General features: G+C 40.1%; 13 protein-coding genes, 1 tRNA gene and 2 rRNA genes. 13 read left to right on the top strand and 3 right to left on the bottom strand.

The annotated features are described in order from the left end of the window. The first annotated feature begins 130 nt into the window (after positions 1-130). Positions 131-3,058, top strand: a 23S ribosomal RNA gene (locus tag MKY76_RS21005). Positions 3,059-3,128: 70 nt separating this feature from the next. Continuing rightward, positions 3,129-3,244: ribosomal RNA gene (gene rrf, locus MKY76_RS21000) — 5S ribosomal RNA — on the top strand. Between the two features lie 159 nt (positions 3,245-3,403). On the opposite strand, the gene MKY76_RS20995 is transcribed toward rrf, so the two are convergent. After that, complete coding sequence (locus tag MKY76_RS20995) at positions 3,404-4,468, bottom strand: Xaa-Pro peptidase family protein (protein WP_342557117.1); 1,065 nt, start codon at positions 4,466-4,468, stop codon at positions 3,404-3,406. A 209-nt stretch (positions 4,469-4,677) separates the two neighbouring features. Between MKY76_RS20995 and MKY76_RS20990 the strand changes: the two genes are divergently transcribed. The 6 genes from MKY76_RS20990 to tsaD all read left to right on the top strand — a co-directional run bounded on the left by MKY76_RS20990 (position 4,678) and on the right by tsaD (position 8,353). Beyond that, positions 4,678-4,753: transfer RNA gene (locus MKY76_RS20990), tRNA-Asp, on the top strand. A 467-nt stretch (positions 4,754-5,220) separates the two neighbouring features. Then, entirely contained in the window at positions 5,221-5,559 is a 339-nt protein-coding gene (locus tag MKY76_RS20985) for a hypothetical protein (RefSeq protein WP_048394912.1), read from the top strand. A 179-nt stretch (positions 5,560-5,738) separates the two neighbouring features. Then, entirely contained in the window at positions 5,739-6,188 is a 450-nt protein-coding gene (gene tsaE / locus MKY76_RS20980; RefSeq protein ID WP_048394914.1) for a tRNA (adenosine(37)-N6)-threonylcarbamoyltransferase complex ATPase subunit type 1 TsaE, read from the top strand. Then, a complete protein-coding gene (gene tsaB / locus MKY76_RS20975; protein WP_048394916.1) occupies positions 6,185-6,892 on the top strand; it encodes a tRNA (adenosine(37)-N6)-threonylcarbamoyltransferase complex dimerization subunit type 1 TsaB in 708 nt (235 codons plus the stop codon). The genes tsaE and tsaB overlap by 4 nt, the downstream gene beginning before the upstream one ends. Then, positions 6,885-7,337, top strand: a complete 453-nt coding sequence (gene rimI / locus MKY76_RS20970) for a ribosomal protein S18-alanine N-acetyltransferase (RefSeq protein WP_054548892.1) — start codon at positions 6,885-6,887, stop codon at positions 7,335-7,337. Before tsaB ends, rimI begins: the two co-directional genes overlap by 8 nt. Then, positions 7,337-8,353, top strand: a complete 1,017-nt coding sequence (gene tsaD, locus MKY76_RS20965) for a tRNA (adenosine(37)-N6)-threonylcarbamoyltransferase complex transferase subunit TsaD (protein WP_048394920.1) — start codon at positions 7,337-7,339, stop codon at positions 8,351-8,353. Before rimI ends, tsaD begins: the two co-directional genes overlap by 1 nt. A 434-nt stretch (positions 8,354-8,787) precedes the next feature. On the opposite strand, the gene MKY76_RS20960 is transcribed toward tsaD, so the two are convergent. Then, positions 8,788-10,731, bottom strand: coding sequence for an ATP-binding cassette domain-containing protein (locus tag MKY76_RS20960; RefSeq protein ID WP_342557116.1), 1,944 nt, complete (start codon positions 10,729-10,731; stop codon positions 8,788-8,790). Between the two features lie 253 nt (positions 10,732-10,984). Between MKY76_RS20960 and MKY76_RS20955 the strand changes: the two genes are divergently transcribed. The 3 genes from MKY76_RS20955 to tatC all read left to right on the top strand — a co-directional run bounded on the left by MKY76_RS20955 (position 10,985) and on the right by tatC (position 12,813). Beyond that, entirely contained in the window at positions 10,985-11,620 is a 636-nt protein-coding gene (locus MKY76_RS20955; RefSeq protein WP_004224350.1) for a redox-sensing transcriptional repressor Rex, read from the top strand. A 165-nt stretch (positions 11,621-11,785) separates the two neighbouring features. After that, a complete protein-coding gene (locus MKY76_RS20950; protein WP_008176991.1) occupies positions 11,786-11,971 on the top strand; it encodes a twin-arginine translocase TatA/TatE family subunit in 186 nt (61 codons plus the stop codon). Positions 11,972-11,988: 17 nt separating this feature from the next. Continuing rightward, on the top strand, positions 11,989-12,813 hold the full coding sequence (tatC, locus tag MKY76_RS20945) for a twin-arginine translocase subunit TatC (protein WP_048394925.1): 825 nt from the start codon (positions 11,989-11,991) through the stop codon (positions 12,811-12,813). Between the two features lie 77 nt (positions 12,814-12,890). Here the strand turns inward: tatC and MKY76_RS20940 are convergent, their stop codons facing one another. Further along, positions 12,891-13,655, bottom strand: a complete 765-nt coding sequence (locus MKY76_RS20940; RefSeq protein ID WP_036075465.1) for a type II CAAX endopeptidase family protein — start codon at positions 13,653-13,655, stop codon at positions 12,891-12,893. Between the two features lie 171 nt (positions 13,656-13,826). Between MKY76_RS20940 and groES the strand changes: the two genes are divergently transcribed. After that, a complete protein-coding gene (gene groES, locus MKY76_RS20935) occupies positions 13,827-14,111 on the top strand; it encodes a co-chaperone GroES (RefSeq protein ID WP_004224358.1) in 285 nt (94 codons plus the stop codon). Between the two features lie 129 nt (positions 14,112-14,240). Next, on the top strand, positions 14,241-15,872 hold the full coding sequence (gene groL, locus MKY76_RS20930; RefSeq protein ID WP_004224361.1) for a chaperonin GroEL: 1,632 nt from the start codon (positions 14,241-14,243) through the stop codon (positions 15,870-15,872). Positions 15,873-15,983: the final 111 nt, after the last annotated feature.

Below are 15,983 nucleotides of genomic sequence, written 5' to 3'. Positions count from 1 at the left end.
GTTCAGTTTTGAAGGTTCATTCTATCTGAATGAAACACTTCAAAACTTGTTCTTTGAAAACTGGATAAAACGACATTGAAATTGTAACAAACACATTTATTTTTTAAGTTTTTTATAGGCTTAATAACTTGGTTAAGTTATTAAGGGCGCACGGCGAATGCCTTGGCACTAGGAGCCGAAGAAGGACGGCACTAACACCGATATGCTTCGGGGAGCTGTAAGTGAGCTTTGATCCGGAGATTTCCGAATGGGGGAACCCACTACGTTTAATCGCGTAGTATCTTGACGTGAATACATAGCGTCTTGAAGGCAGACCCAGGGAACTGAAACATCTAAGTACCTGGAGGAAGAGAAAGAAAAATCGATTCCCTGAGTAGCGGCGAGCGAAACGGGAAGAGCCCAAACCAAGAGGCTTGCCTCTTGGGGTTGTAGGACACTCTATACGGAGTTACAAAAGAGCGAGTTAGATGAAGCGACTTGGAAAGGTCCGCCAGAGCAGGTAAAAGCCCTGTAGTCGAAAGTTCGTTCTCTCCTGAGTGGATCCTGAGTACGGCGGAACACGTGAAATTCCGTCGGAATCCGGGAGGACCATCTCCCAAGGCTAAATACTACCTAGTGACCGATAGTGAACCAGTACCGTGAGGGAAAGGTGAAAAGCACCCCGGAAGGGGAGTGAAAGAGATCCTGAAACCGTGTGCCTACAAGTAGTTAGAGCCCGTTAATGGGTGATAGCGTGCCTTTTGTAGAATGAACCGGCGAGTTACGATTACGTGCGAGGTTAAGCTTTAGAAGGCGGAGCCGCAGCGAAAGCGAGTCTGAATAGGGCGAAATAGTACGTGGTCGTAGACCCGAAACCAGGTGATCTACCCATGTCCAGGGTGAAGGTGAGGTAACACTTACTGGAGGCCCGAACCCACGCACGTTGAAAAGTGCGGGGATGAGGTGTGGGTAGCGGAGAAATTCCAATCGAACTTGGAGATAGCTGGTTCTCTCCGAAATAGCTTTAGGGCTAGCCTCGTGATGAGAATACTGGAGGTAGAGCACTGTTTGGACTAGGGGGCCATCCCGGTTTACCGAATTCAGACAAACTCCGAATGCCAGATATTTATACACGGGAGTCAGACTGCGAGTGATAAGATCCGTAGTCAAAAGGGAAACAGCCCAGACCACCAGCTAAGGTCCCAAAGTAATCGTTAAGTGGAAAAGGATGTGGCGTTGCACAGACAACCAGGATGTTGGCTTAGAAGCAGCCATCATTTAAAGAGTGCGTAATAGCTCACTGGTCGAGTGACGCTGCGCCGAAAATGTATCGGGGCTAAACGATTCACCGAAGCTGTGGATTGACATCTACGATGTCAGTGGTAGGAGAGCGTTCTAAGTGCGTTGAAGTCAGATCGGAAGGACTGGTGGAGCGCTTAGAAGTGAGAATGCCGGTATGAGTAGCGAAAGACGGGTGAGAATCCCGTCCACCGTATGACTAAGGTTTCCTGAGGAAGGCTCGTCCGCTCAGGGTTAGTCGGGACCTAAGCCGAGGCCGATAGGCGTAGGCGATGGACAACAGGTTGATATTCCTGTACCACCTCCTCACCGTTTGAGAAATGGGGGGACGCAGTAGGATAGGGTAAGCGCGCCGTTGGTTGTGCGCGTCCAAGCAGTAAGGCGTGTGTGTAGGCAAATCCGCACACTGTAACGTTGAGCTGTGATGGCGAGTCCGTATGGACGAAGTTCCTGATTTCACACTGCCAAGAAAAGCCTCTATCGAGGTGAGAGGTGCCCGTACCGCAAACCGACACAGGTAGTCGAGGAGAGAATCCTAAGGTGTGCGAGAGAACTCTCGTTAAGGAACTCGGCAAAATGACCCCGTAACTTCGGGAGAAGGGGTGCTCTTGAGCGTGCAAGCGCATGAGAGCCGCAGTGAATAGGCCCAGGCGACTGTTTAGCAAAAACACAGGTCTCTGCAAAACCGTAAGGTGACGTATAGGGGCTGACGCCTGCCCGGTGCTGGAAGGTTAAGAGGAGTGGTTAGCGCAAGCGAAGCTGCGAATTGAAGCCCCAGTAAACGGCGGCCGTAACTATAACGGTCCTAAGGTAGCGAAATTCCTTGTCGGGTAAGTTCCGACCCGCACGAAAGGCGTAACGATCTGGGCACTGTCTCAACGAGAGACTCGGTGAAATTATAGTACCTGTGAAGATGCAGGTTACCCGCGACAGGACGGAAAGACCCCGTGGAGCTTTACTGTAGCCTGATATTGAATTTTGGTACAACTTGTACAGGATAGGTAGGAGCCAGAGATCTCGGAGCGCCAGCTTCGAAGGAGGCGTCGGTGGGATACTACCCTGGTTGTATTGAAATTCTAACCCATGCCCCTTAGCGGGGCAGGAGACAGTGTCAGGCGGACAGTTTGACTGGGGCGGTCGCCTCCTAAAAGGTAACGGAGGCGCCCAAAGGTTCCCTCAGAATGGTTGGAAATCATTCGTAGAGTGTAAAGGCACAAGGGAGCTTGACTGCGAGACCTACAAGTCGAGCAGGGTCGAAAGACGGGCTTAGTGATCCGGTGGTTCCGCATGGAAGGGCCATCGCTCAACGGATAAAAGCTACCCCGGGGATAACAGGCTTATCTCCCCCAAGAGTCCACATCGACGGGGAGGTTTGGCACCTCGATGTCGGCTCATCGCATCCTGGGGCTGTAGTCGGTCCCAAGGGTTGGGCTGTTCGCCCATTAAAGCGGTACGCGAGCTGGGTTCAGAACGTCGTGAGACAGTTCGGTCCCTATCCGTCGTGGGCGTAGGAAATTTGAGAGGAGCTGTCCTTAGTACGAGAGGACCGGGATGGACACACCGCTGGTGTACCAGTTGTCTTGCCAAAGGCATCGCTGGGTAGCTATGTGTGGACGGGATAAGTGCTGAAAGCATCTAAGCATGAAGCCCCCCTCAAGATGAGATTTCCCATTACGCAAGTAAGTAAGATCCCTCAAAGACGATGAGGTAGATAGGTTCGAGGTGGAAGTGTGGTGACACATGGAGCTGACGAATACTAATCGATCGAGGACTTAACCAAAAAAGTTTGAAACATTCAATGTATCGTTTATCCAGTTTTGAAAGAGCAAATCTTTCAATTAAATACAAAGTCTAGTGATGATGGCAAAGAGGTCACACCCGTTCCCATACCGAACACGGAAGTTAAGCTCTTTAGCGCCGATGGTAGTTGGGGGCTTCCCCCTGTGAGAGTAGGACGTCGCTAGGCAAACAAAACAGTCAGCTGTGTGTTGGCTGTTTTTTCTTTTATAAAAAGAGTAAGTACAAAGAATTTATTGTACTTACTCTTTAAAACATTTGTTATATATCAAAGTAAGCAGCTAAACTTCTTTAATGATATCTCCATATAAAACATCACTTTAATGGGCTATAAAATAATGAGTTCCTTAGGAGAGTGAGTGATGACTTCCACACCTTCTTTTGTAACGATAACATCATCCTCGATTCGAACACCACCTACATTAGGTATATAAATACCCGGTTCGACAGTTAGTACCATATTTTCTTCTAACATGTCTTTACATATGGTAGACATAAATATGTTTTCATGGATATCTAAGCCTATACCATGTCCTGCACCGTGACCGTAATTTTGTCCATATCCCTTTTTAGTAATGTAGTCTCGTGAATAACTATCGGCCTCTTGTCCAGTTATACCAGCCTTCATATTGGAAAGGGCATGCTGTAAGGCACCATAAACTATTTGATATACTTCTTTTAATTGCTCTAATGGTTCTCCAACAGCAATCGTTCTTGTCATATCAGAACGATAACCTCGGTAGTAAGCACCAAAATCCATTGTCAACATATCACCTTGCTTCACTATTTTAGAGGATGCTACACCATGTGGGAGTGCTGAACGATGGCCAGAAGCAATAATCATATCGAAGGCTGCACCTGTTGCACCATTTTTTCGCATATGAGACTCTAATTCATAGGCAATATCAAGTTCTGAAATACCTGGTTTGATGAATGTCAGAATATGATTAAACGCCTCATCGGAAATCCATGCTGCTTTCTTAATTATTTCAATTTCTTCTGGTGTTTTAATCATCCGTAAATCTTCTACAATAGTAGGCATTGGTTTTAATATAGCTGTCAATTTGCTCTTCATTAATTGATAGCTAAAATAAGTTACATGATGTTGCTCAAAACCAACAGTTTGAATTAATTCCTGTTCAAGAATTTCCTGAATGGTTTCATATAAATGGTTGCGATCAATCTCTAGTACTTCAAAGGTGTCACACTGATTTGTTGCTTGCTGAGTGTAGCGGAAGTCTACTAATAAAAGTGCGCGTGTCTTTGTTACAATAACTGTACCTGCACTACCTGTAAAACCTGTTAGATAGCGACGATTTTGAGCATTTGTGATAATAATTGCATCGGTATTGTGGAGCTGTAAGGCTGCTTGTAATTGTTCTAATTTTGACATGTTATGTTTCCCCCTTCAAAGTTAAATATACTGCAAAATTTGCATCATGTTTAGAGCTTATATGAAATTAGATGTTGATTATGTGGAAAATGCATTGCAGGATAACCTCTATCCTAGATTAAAGAGTGTTGGAAAATATATTAAAAAAATGTGAAAAAAGATATTGTATATCTATATTTTCTATGATATATTTATAAATGTCTTAAAGAGGTCCCGTGGTGTAGCGGTTAACATGCCTGCCTGTCACGCAGGAGATCGCCGGTTCGATCCCGGTCGGGACCGCCATTTAAATTGTTATTACAGTCCTTATGATTTTACATCATAGGGACTTTTTTGTATGTGATTGGAGTATGGATCCAATTCATCTTTCAGGAGTTTATCAGTAAATTAAGTAGAAATTACATGACAAATGAATAATGTCGAAAGGATCAACACTGCCTAGTAGAAACACAGAGGCTAAAAGCATAACATTCTGTGAAGTATTTGAGACCAACTTCCCTTTATTATTTCATAAACAACATCTATTTCCCTAAAACATATCAAGTGTATCTAAAAAATGGCTTAAATCGCTGTGAAATGATCGATAATATTGCCATAAACATAGCGAATTTCATATATTTAACATTATCTAAAAATAGTAAAAATTACCGATAAATGATAGCGTTTCTATAAGGTAAAATTAGAGATGTTTCTAATATAAAGATTAGGGGTAAAAAAGTAGAAGTAATCGGATTGGCTACGGAGGTGTTTATATGAGCAAAGATTATTCTTTTAAAAGTATTTATTTCCCTTTGCTTATTGGTTCCATGATAATGATGGTAGGCTGTGGAGATCCTATTATGGAGATTGAAGAATCAAATGCGTATCACTGGCAAAAAAATATGAACGAAGTAGAATTTGAGAAATTAAAAAATGATATGTCATATATTGAAGTAGTAGAAGCAGCAGGCGGCGCAGGTAAAAAAATCAAAAATAATGAATATCGTTGGAATGATGAAATCTTGATGACACAGGCCTATATAGTAAAATTTAAGGATGATAAACTAATTGGCAAAGAAATCATAGCAGTGAAAGGTCATTCAAACAGATAAATAGTTGTCACGTCTTTGTAAAAGAAGGCGTGTTTTTTTATTTAAATGGCTACCATGTCATAAAATTAGGCTTTTTAACGAAGATAATCTATGTAGGATATAATGATATTGGATGCTTTGAACATTTTCGCTAGTTTAGGTAAACTAGAGGTAATGTAGTGATGAGAGGAAAAATGAGAATGTATGAAATAATCATGAATTCAGTTGATGATACAGAGCGTTTTGCCGTGACACTTGCAAAATTACTAGAAGCTCAAGATACAATTACATTAGAAGGAGATTTGGGTGCAGGCAAGACAACGTTTACGAAGGCCTTAGCAAAAGGGCTTGGTGTGAAAAGAACGGTCAACAGTCCAACATTTACAATCATTAAACAGTATGAAGGACGTTTACCCTTCAATCATTTAGATGTTTATCGTTTGGCTGAAAGTGACGAGGACCTTGGTTGGGATGAATTATTTTATGGAGATGCAGTATCAGTGGTAGAGTGGGCGCATTTAATAGAACAGGATTTGCCACGGAATCGATTAGCGATAGAGATTTATCGAATCGGAGACAATGAACGACGATTTGTGTTAATACCTAGTGGGGAACGCTATGAGGCACTATGTGAGGAGCTAATGAAATGATTTGGTTAGGAATAGAAACAGCGAATACACCACTTTCCGTTGCTATTGTGAGGGATGGAAAAGTGGTAGCTGAGCTGGTACAAAATATAAAATTAACACATTCAGCAGGCGCAATGCCCGCTATTGAAGAGGTATTAGCAAGAGCAGGTTTGAAGGCAGGCGACTTGGATGTTATTGCAGTGTCTGAAGGGCCAGGTTCGTATACAGGGGTCCGTATAGGTGTAACATTAGCGAAAACCCTAGCATGGACATTACAGATACCTTTAGTTGGTGTCTCTAGCTTAAAAGCATTAGCTGCAAATGCTACCCTTTATAATGGATTAATTTGTCCAATTTTTGATGCAAGAAGAGATAATGTTTATACAGCTGTTTATCAAGGAGTGACTCTAGAGGCTCTTGTGGAGGATCATCATGCACATATCGCTGATTTATTAGAGCGTTTAAGGGCATTAGATGCACCTATTTTATTTGTAGGAACAGATGTGGGCTTATTTTGGGATAACATTGTAGAGGAGCTTGGCGATAACGCTTTTCGTGCACCTTTTAGTCTTGACTTGCCACGTGCAACGGAAGTTATTCGTGTAGGAACTAAAGTGGAATTACCGAGTGTTGAAGCTACTCATCACTTTGTCCCACAATATAAACGAATTGCAGAGGCTGAAGCAAATTGGCTGAAAGAACAGAAGGAGAAAGAACATGAGTAGTGATGTAACTTATCGTAAAATGGTTTCTGATGATGTACCAGCAGTTTATGAAATTGAAGTAGCTTCATTTCCTGTACCTTGGACGTTGGATTCCTTTTACTATGAAGTACATGAAAATCAGTATGCCCATTATGTGCTGGCTGTTGATGCAAGTGGAAGTATTATTGGTTTTTGCGGGATGTGGATGGTTATAGATGCAGCCCAAATTACGAATGTAGCTGTTATTGAGGCAGCTCGTGGACGAGGTATAGGCGAGGGATTAATGCGTGAGGCAATGCAAATAGCTCGTTTACATGGAATGGAGGTTATGACATTGGAGGTACGAGTAACGAACACAGTTGCACAAAATCTTTATCGTAAGCTCCAATTCCAAGATGGTGGTATACGGAAAGGCTATTATACGGATAACGGGGAGGATGCCCTTGTCATGTGGGTGAATTTATAATGAATAATGGATTGATATTAGCAATAGAATCAAGCTGTGATGAAACAGCTGCAGCGATTATACGAAATGGTCATGAAATCGTGTCGAATGTTGTTGCTTCTCAAATAGAGAGTCATAAGCGATTTGGTGGCGTTGTTCCTGAAATTGCATCACGCCATCACGTTGAACAAATTACGATGGTAATTGAAGAAGCATTAGCTCAAGCAAATTTAAAGCCGGTAGATTTGGATGCGGTTGCTGTTACAGAGGGTCCGGGTCTTGTAGGGGCATTGTTGATTGGCATTAATGCAGCGAAGGCTTTTGCCTTTGCGAATAACCTACCAATTGTAGGTGTGCATCATATTGCAGGGCATATTTATGCCAATGCGCTTGTTCAGCCGATGGAGTTCCCTTTATTAGCACTAGTAGTTTCAGGCGGTCATACAGAGCTTGTCTATATGAAGGAACATGGCTCTTTTGAGGTCATTGGTGAAACAAGAGATGATGCAGCTGGTGAAGCTTATGATAAAGTGGCGCGTGTTTTAAATTTACCTTATCCTGGTGGGCCACATATTGATCGTCTTGCTCATGAGGAAGGAGAGGCTGTTCCTTTTCCAAGAGTATGGTTGGAAGAGGATTCATATGATTTTAGCTTTAGCGGTTTAAAATCAGCTGTCATCAATTATAAACATAATATGGATCAACGAGGTGAAGCTATTTCACCAGCAGCTGTCGCCAAGGGCTTTCAGGAAAGTGTTGTTGAAGTACTGACTGCTAAGACATTACGTGCTGCTCGCGAATATCAGGTGAAACAGGTTATTGCAGCTGGAGGTGTAGCAGCAAATAAGGGGTTGCGAATTTCTTTGGAGACTGTATTTGAAGAGGAAGGTATCCCGTTTTTTGTACCGCCGCTTAAATTGTGTACTGATAATGCGGCAATGATTGGCGCAGCAGCTATGCCGATGTTTGAGGCTGGTATTCGAGGAAACTTAATGATGAATGGACGTCCAGGAATGGAGTTAAAATCCTGGGTATAGTGTAAGAAAGAGGTATCTATATTTTTAGATATCTCTTTTTTTAATTGTCGAATAATTGTTGATAAAAAAGAACCGTGCTAAGGGAATAGTCAGTAGAGGCATCACAATTGACAAATTTTTCAGAAAATTATCCACAGGTAAAGGAGCGAATTAAATGGCGAACACGCGTACTTATGCACAAATTGTTGATAACTTGTGTATAACTTGTGATTATTCAATATATAGTAGCTGGTTTTATACGATAGAATGTGGATAAAATAAATTTTCATTGTGGACAATGTGGAAAACTCTGTTGATATGTTGGTACTACTAGATTTGTAGTGTTAATAAAACTGTGGGCATTTTTTGTCGAAAAATAGCACTTGACCAATATATATGAAAAATGAAGACAAGTAAAGAAAAAGCCATGTGACCTTTCACATGGCTTACATCATTTACATACTAATATTTTCAAGTTCTTCATTTAACTCAAGCCATTCTAATTCTAATAGCTCATGCTGTTCTTTAGCAGTTGCTAATTCTGCTTGAAGCATTGAAATTTTTTCATGGTCGGTAAAAATGGCAGAGTCACAAAGAGCTTCTTCTAGTCTTGCAACAATAGCAGATGTTTCTTGCATCTTGCTTTCTAAATCTTCAATCGTACGTCTAATTTGACGTTCACGCTTTTTTGCTTCTTTATCAATTTTTGATGTAGAGGTTTTATCAGGTAGGTCTTGCTGTACTTGTGGTTGGGAGGCAGCCTTCATTTGTGCTAGCTCCAATAGTTCCTGCTTTTTCTCAACGTAATAATCGTAGTCACCTAAATATTCAAATGAACCCGTTCCAGATAACTCCACCACTTTTGTTGCGATACGATTAATGAAGTAGCGGTCGTGTGAGACAAATAGAAGCGTACCTGGATAATCAATCAAGGCATTTTCTAATACCTCTTTGCTATCTAAGTCCAAATGATTGGTAGGCTCATCTAGAATTAAGAAATTAGCCTTTTGCATCATTAGCTTTGCGAGTGCAAGGCGTGCTTTTTCACCGCCCGATAAAGAGGATACAGCTTTATCCACATCTTCACCACTAAAAAGAAAACGCCCTAATACAGTTCGAATATCTTTTTCGTTCATGAGTGGCCATTCATCCCATAATTCTTTTAGGACACTCTTATTGCTCGATAGCTTTGCTTGCTCTTGATCATAGTAGCCGATTTGTACATTCGTACCATAACGAATACTACCTCCAAGAGGGGATAAATCTTTTACAATTGTTTTTAATAATGTCGATTTACCAACTCCGTTTGGGCCAACAAGGGCAATACGATCCTCACGAAAAGTGTGGAGGTTTATCCCACTAGAAATGGTACGATCGTTATAACCTATCGTTAATTCATCAACAGATAAAACATCATTTCCACTTTGACGTTCAATCGTGAAACCGAAACTAGCGGATTTCTCATCACCATCTGGCGATTCCATCCACTCGGTACGTTCAAGCATTTTACGTCGACTTTGTGCCATTTTTGTTGTAGAAGCACGTGCAATATTTTTTTGGATAAAATCCTCTAGCTTGGCCTTTTCATCTTGCTGACGTTCATAGAGTTTGACATCACGCTCATAATTTTTAGCTTTTTCATCTAAATATGCACTATAATTACCCGGGTATTTGGTAACGCGATGACGAGATACTTCGTAGACAATAGAAACGACTTGGTCTAAGAAGTAGCGGTCATGGGAAACAATTAAAATAGCGCCTTCATAGCCCTTTAAATAGGATTCCAACCAAGATAGTGTTTCGATATCTAAATGGTTCGTTGGCTCATCGAGAATTAAAAGATCTGGTTTACTAAGTAAGAGCTTAGCAAGTGCTAAACGTGTGCGCTGTCCACCAGATAAGGAACTGATGGGTTTGTCATAGTCTTCGGAATAAAATTGCATACCATGAAGGACTGACCGTATGTCTGATTCATATTGATAGCCACCTGCATCTTTAAACGTATGCTGTAATTGATCGTATTCCGACATAACTTTCGCATACATAGTAGGGTTTTCATAGACAGTGGGATCAGCCATTTGTTGTTCAAGTGAGCGTAGCAGCTGTTCTTGGGCTAAAAGAGATTCAAATATAGTCATCATTTCATTCCAAATTGTTAGCGTAGAGTTTAATCCTGCATGTTGCTCTAAATAGCCTATTTGAATATCCTTTGGGATAATGATATCACCTGAATCATAAGACATTTGACCAGCAATTATTTTTAATAAAGTAGATTTACCTGCACCGTTTCGTCCTACTAAGGCAACACGGTCACGGTGTTGAACTTCTAATTTAACACCACTTAAAATTTCATCTGCAAGAAAGGATTTAGTTAGTTGATTGACCTGTAAAACAATCATTCTTGACACCTCAATTCTACCTTAGTGTAATGGATGAACGATTTGCATGCAATGTCCGTGCTTTACTTATTCCTAGCAGTCATGTAAGATTGAAACGATTTCTTTTTAGTTAGCTGCGTATAAGGCGCCATTAACTAAAGAGAAATACAGCAGGGGATTGCAAAAATGTTGTATATTGTTAAGGATGAATGTATTAAAATTAGTAGTTAAAGACAGTAAAATTGATGGAGGTACATCATAAGGAGGAAAAAGTTTGAAACAAGAATTAAAAATTCCACAAGCCACTACAAAAAGACTTCCTCTTTACTATCGATTTATTCAAAACTTTGCACAAGAAGGTATGGAACGTATTTCGTCGAAGGAATTGAGTGAAGCGATGAAAATAGATTCTGCAACTATTCGCCGTGATTTTTCTTATTTTGGTGCACTTGGGAAAAAAGGTTATGGCTACGATGTGCAGCATCTATTACAATTTTTTAGCCAGACGCTTGATCAACATGAAACGACAAAAGTAGCGTTAATTGGTGTGGGGAATTTAGGCAGTGCATTATTAAAATATAATTTTCAAAAAAACCATAATACACATATTGTGGTAGCATTCGATTCAAAAGCACCGAAGGATGGCAAAATGATCAGTAACATTCCGGTTTTTCATCCAGATTTATTGGAAGAAAAATATGCAGAATACGGTGCAGAGCTTGCTATTTTAACCGTTTCACCACGCTCCGCTCAAAAAATGGCGGATCGCTTAGCAGCCATGAATGCAAAGGGAATTTTAAACTTTACGCCAGAGCGATTAACAGTACCTGATAGAATGCAGCTTTTAACCATCGATTTATCGGTAGAGTTGCAAGCGCTTATTTATTTAATTCGTAATCAGGAAGAGTGAAAACCATACATATTTTTTAGTGTAATTCACCGTTTCTGTCAAATAGATAATTTAAATAAAATGAGGTCAAATCAGTGAGTGTGACGAAAAACTTTCACATATAATTAGTTAGCAAAATGGCGAAATATGCGTTAAAATGATGGATATAAAGAGGAGGTGGCTGTAATGGGTGGTATTGGTCCTATGAGCCTCATTATTATCGGAGTTGTCGCGTTACTAATTTTTGGTCCTAAAAAGTTACCAGAGCTTGGTAAGGCATTTGGTTCAACACTACGTGAATTCAAAAATGCTACTAAAGGTTTAGCCGACGAAGATGATGATGATAAGAAAAAGAAAGAACTAGATAAGTAAGTTAGGATGTTTGAGGAATGAATCCAAAAGATCTAACTGTCATTGAGCATATAGAAGAATTAAGAAAACGGCTGTTCATTGTTGCCGTTTTCTTTGTTCTAGCTATGGCCGGCGCCTTTTTTGTCGCAAAGCCACTTGTAAAATACCTTCAAATGACTGGAGCCAAATATAATATAGAGCTTCATGCATTTGATGTAGTCACACCACTTGCAATTTATATACAAGTTGTTTTTATAATTGCATTTATTCTTTCATCACCCGTGTTGATGTATCAATTATGGTCGTTTATTAGCCCTGGATTAAGGGAAGTAGAGCGTAAAGCAACTCTAAGCTATATTCCGTATTCATTTTTATTGTTTCTTGCAGGGTTATCTTTTTCGTACTTTTTACTATTCCCATATGTCATCAAATTCATGATGAATTTATCGAATGATTTGGAGATACAGCAAACCATTGGTATACATGAGTATTTTACATTCTTGTTTAAGCTTACAATACCGTTCGGTTTCCTTTTCCAGTTGCCAATTGTTGTTTTATTCTTTTCACGAATTGGCATATTAAGTCCGGAATTACTAATTCGTATTCGTAAATATTCGTACTTCGGTTTATTTGTATGTGCTGCGATTATTGCACCACCTGAGTTGGCTTCGCATTTAATGGTTTCAGTTCCGCTGTTTATTTTGTATGAAATTAGTATTATGATTTCACGAATTGGCTATAAGAAATATCTTAAATCCGAAGAGATTCGATTAAAAGAAGAACAGGAAGCGGAGCAAAAGCGCCAGATTGAAGAAGCACTTGAGCAGCAACGACGACAAATAGAAGAATTGAATCAACAGTAATAAATAAAGCTCGGTGCCCTAAATGGGACACCGAGCTTTTGTGTTATTTTTGCATCTTACAAGCGCTTTACAAAAATTTATTGCATTTTTTCGAGTTCTTGAAGAAACTTTTGCAATGGTTCCGCATAGAATTGTACAAGTGTCACAAATCCATTAAGCATGACGTGTGCAATAATAGACGTCCAAATGCGCTTTGTTTTGTGATATAAAAAGGCGAAAATTAAACCACAGATGGTATAAAGCAAGATATGTGAGAAGTCGAAGTGGATAATCGCAAAGAAAATGGCACTCACAATTGCTGCCACCCAGAAATTTGTTGTTTGGACAAGCGAGCCAAAGATCACTCTACGGAAGACGAATTCTTCTAAGATTGGCCCGAATACAACAATTGCTAATATGGCGATGGGAGCACCTTTAGCTATCGCGACAATATCTGCAGTATTTTGTGAGCCTCCTTCAATACCGAAAACAGCCATCTCAATAGCTGCACCAATCATTTGTCCAAAGAACACTAGGAAGAAGCCGATGATTCCCCACACAATTGTAAGAGGTATCGTTTCTTTTTTTCCTTGATAAATGTTCCAAAATGCTTTATCTCGAGATGTAAGGATTAAGCTTAAAATGAGCGCTACAGCAAAACTTAAGGCAATATACCAACCTTGAGTAATAGGAGCTGCTTGTTCAGAAGCTAAACCCGTTACCTTCATGATGAGCTTATGGAACGGTAAGAGCAACCATCTGCTAGAGATTTGCATCAAGATATAAATCAGCAAAACATACAGGGCTGTTTTTTTATGTTTCGTTACTTTTTGAGAATTAGTCACAGTCAAAATCCTTTCCATTCATATGCTTCTTTTCTATTGTAGAGGAATATGGAAAGAAAACAAAATTTTTCGAAGTTCTGACTTGCAAAAAAAAGAGTGATTGATTATCATAATAATTGTGTTAGCACTCATTGATATAGAGTGCTAATAAATATCAACAATTATTTAACTATTAGGAGGTTGTTTCACTTGTTAAGACCACTAGGAGATCGTATTGTAATTGAACTAATCGAGGTAGAAGAAAAATCTGCATTCGGTATTGTACTACCTGACTCTGCAAAAGAAAAACCACAAGAAGGTAAAGTAGTAGCAGTTGGGACAGGTCGTGTATTAGAGAACGGGCAACGTGTAGAGCTTGACGTTAAAGTTGACGACCGCATTATTTTCTCTAAATACGCTGGCACAGAAGTTAAATTTGAAGGTAATGAATACCTAATTTTACGCGAAAGCGATATTCTTGCAATTATTGAATAAGAACTTTAAATGCACCTTACGTAAGGTGAATACTTATTGTTTGCATAACAAATGTGACAATAAGGTGAAATTGATATAAATATATTGAAGAAGCTTAACGAATATTCCATTTCAGGAGGGTAAATTCTCATGGCAAAAGATATTAAATTCTCAGAAGACGCTCGTTCATTAATGTTACAAGGTGTAGATAAATTAGCAAATGCAGTAAAAGTAACATTAGGACCAAAAGGACGTAATGTTGTTTTAGAAAAAAAATTCGGTTCACCACTTATTACAAATGATGGTGTGACAATCGCTAAAGAAATCGAACTAGAAAACCCATACGAAAACATGGGAGCAAAATTAGTAGCAGAAGTTGCTTCTAAGACAAACGAAATCGCTGGTGATGGTACAACTACAGCAACAGTATTAGCTCAAGCAATTATTCGTGAAGGCTTGAAAAACGTTACAGCTGGCGCAAATCCAGTAGGTATCCGTAAAGGTATCGATAAAGCAGTTGCTGCAGCACTTACTGAATTACACGCTATTTCTCGCCCAGTAAGCAATAAGGAAGAAATTGCACAAGTTGCTGCTATTTCTGCTGCTGATGATGAAGTTGGACAACTAATCGCTGAAGCAATGGAGCGCGTTGGTAACGATGGTGTTATTACAATTGAAGAATCAAAAGGCTTCACAACAGAGCTAGATGTAGTAGAGGGTATGCAGTTTGATCGTGGCTATGCGTCTCATTACATGGTAACTGATACAGATAAAATGGAAGCGGTTCTTGATAACCCATACATTTTAATTACTGATAAAAAAATTACAAACATTCAAGAAGTGTTACCATTATTAGAGCAAGTGGTACAACAAGGTCGTCCACTTTTAATGATTGCTGAAGATGTAGAAGGTGAAGCTCTTGCAACACTTGTTGTGAACAAACTTCGTGGTACATTTAATGCTGTAGCAGTAAAAGCACCAGGTTTCGGTGATCGACGTAAAGCAATGCTTGAAGATATTGCTATCCTGACAGGTGGACAAGTGATTACAGAAGAATTAGGCTTAGACCTAAAATCAGCTGATATTTCTGCACTTGGTCGTGCAGCAAAAGTTGTTGTAACAAAAGACAACACAACAATCGTTGAAGGTGTAGGCGGAGCAGACGCAATTGAATCACGCATTGGTCAAATTCGTGCACAACTTGCTGAAACTACTTCAGAGTTCGATAAAGAAAAATTACAAGAACGTCTTGCAAAATTAGCAGGCGGTGTAGCAGTTATCAAAGTTGGTGCTGCAACAGAAACAGAGCTGAAAGAGCGTAAACTTCGTATTGAGGATGCTTTAAACTCAACTCGTGCGGCTGTTGAAGAAGGTATCGTATCAGGTGGTGGTACAGCACTTCTTAACGTCTATGCAGCAGTGGAAAAAGCGGCTGAAGCAGTAGAAGGCGACGTATCTACAGGTGTGAAAATTGTTCTACGTGCTTTAGAAGAACCAGTTCGTCAAATTGCTAATAATGCTGGTCTTGAAGGCTCAATTATCGTAGATCGTCTAAAACGTGAAGAAGTTGGCATTGGTTTCAATGCAGCAACTGGCGAATGGGTAAACATGATGGAAGCAGGAGTAGTAGACCCAGCAAAAGTAACTCGCTCAGCTTTACAAAACGCAGCATCAGTTGCAGCCCTATTCTTAACAACAGAAGCGGTTGTAGCAGATATCCCTGAAGCAGCACCGGCAATGCCAGATATGAGCGGCATGGGCGGTATGCCAGGAATGATGTAAGATTTAGTTAGTCTATAAGCACAATCTTTTAAGTAATATGACCACTTTCCATAGTTTTATGGAAAGTGGTTTTTTATTTTGATTTTTTATTAGAACAGAGTTTAAATAAAA

This window comes from Lysinibacillus sp. FSL P4-0201 (assembly GCF_038593425.1).
Taxonomy (GTDB): Bacteria; Bacillota; Bacilli; order Bacillales_A; family Planococcaceae; genus Lysinibacillus; species Lysinibacillus capsici.
The sequence above is the reverse complement of the archived record's forward strand: the minus strand, read 5'-3'. Positions and strand labels throughout refer to the sequence as shown.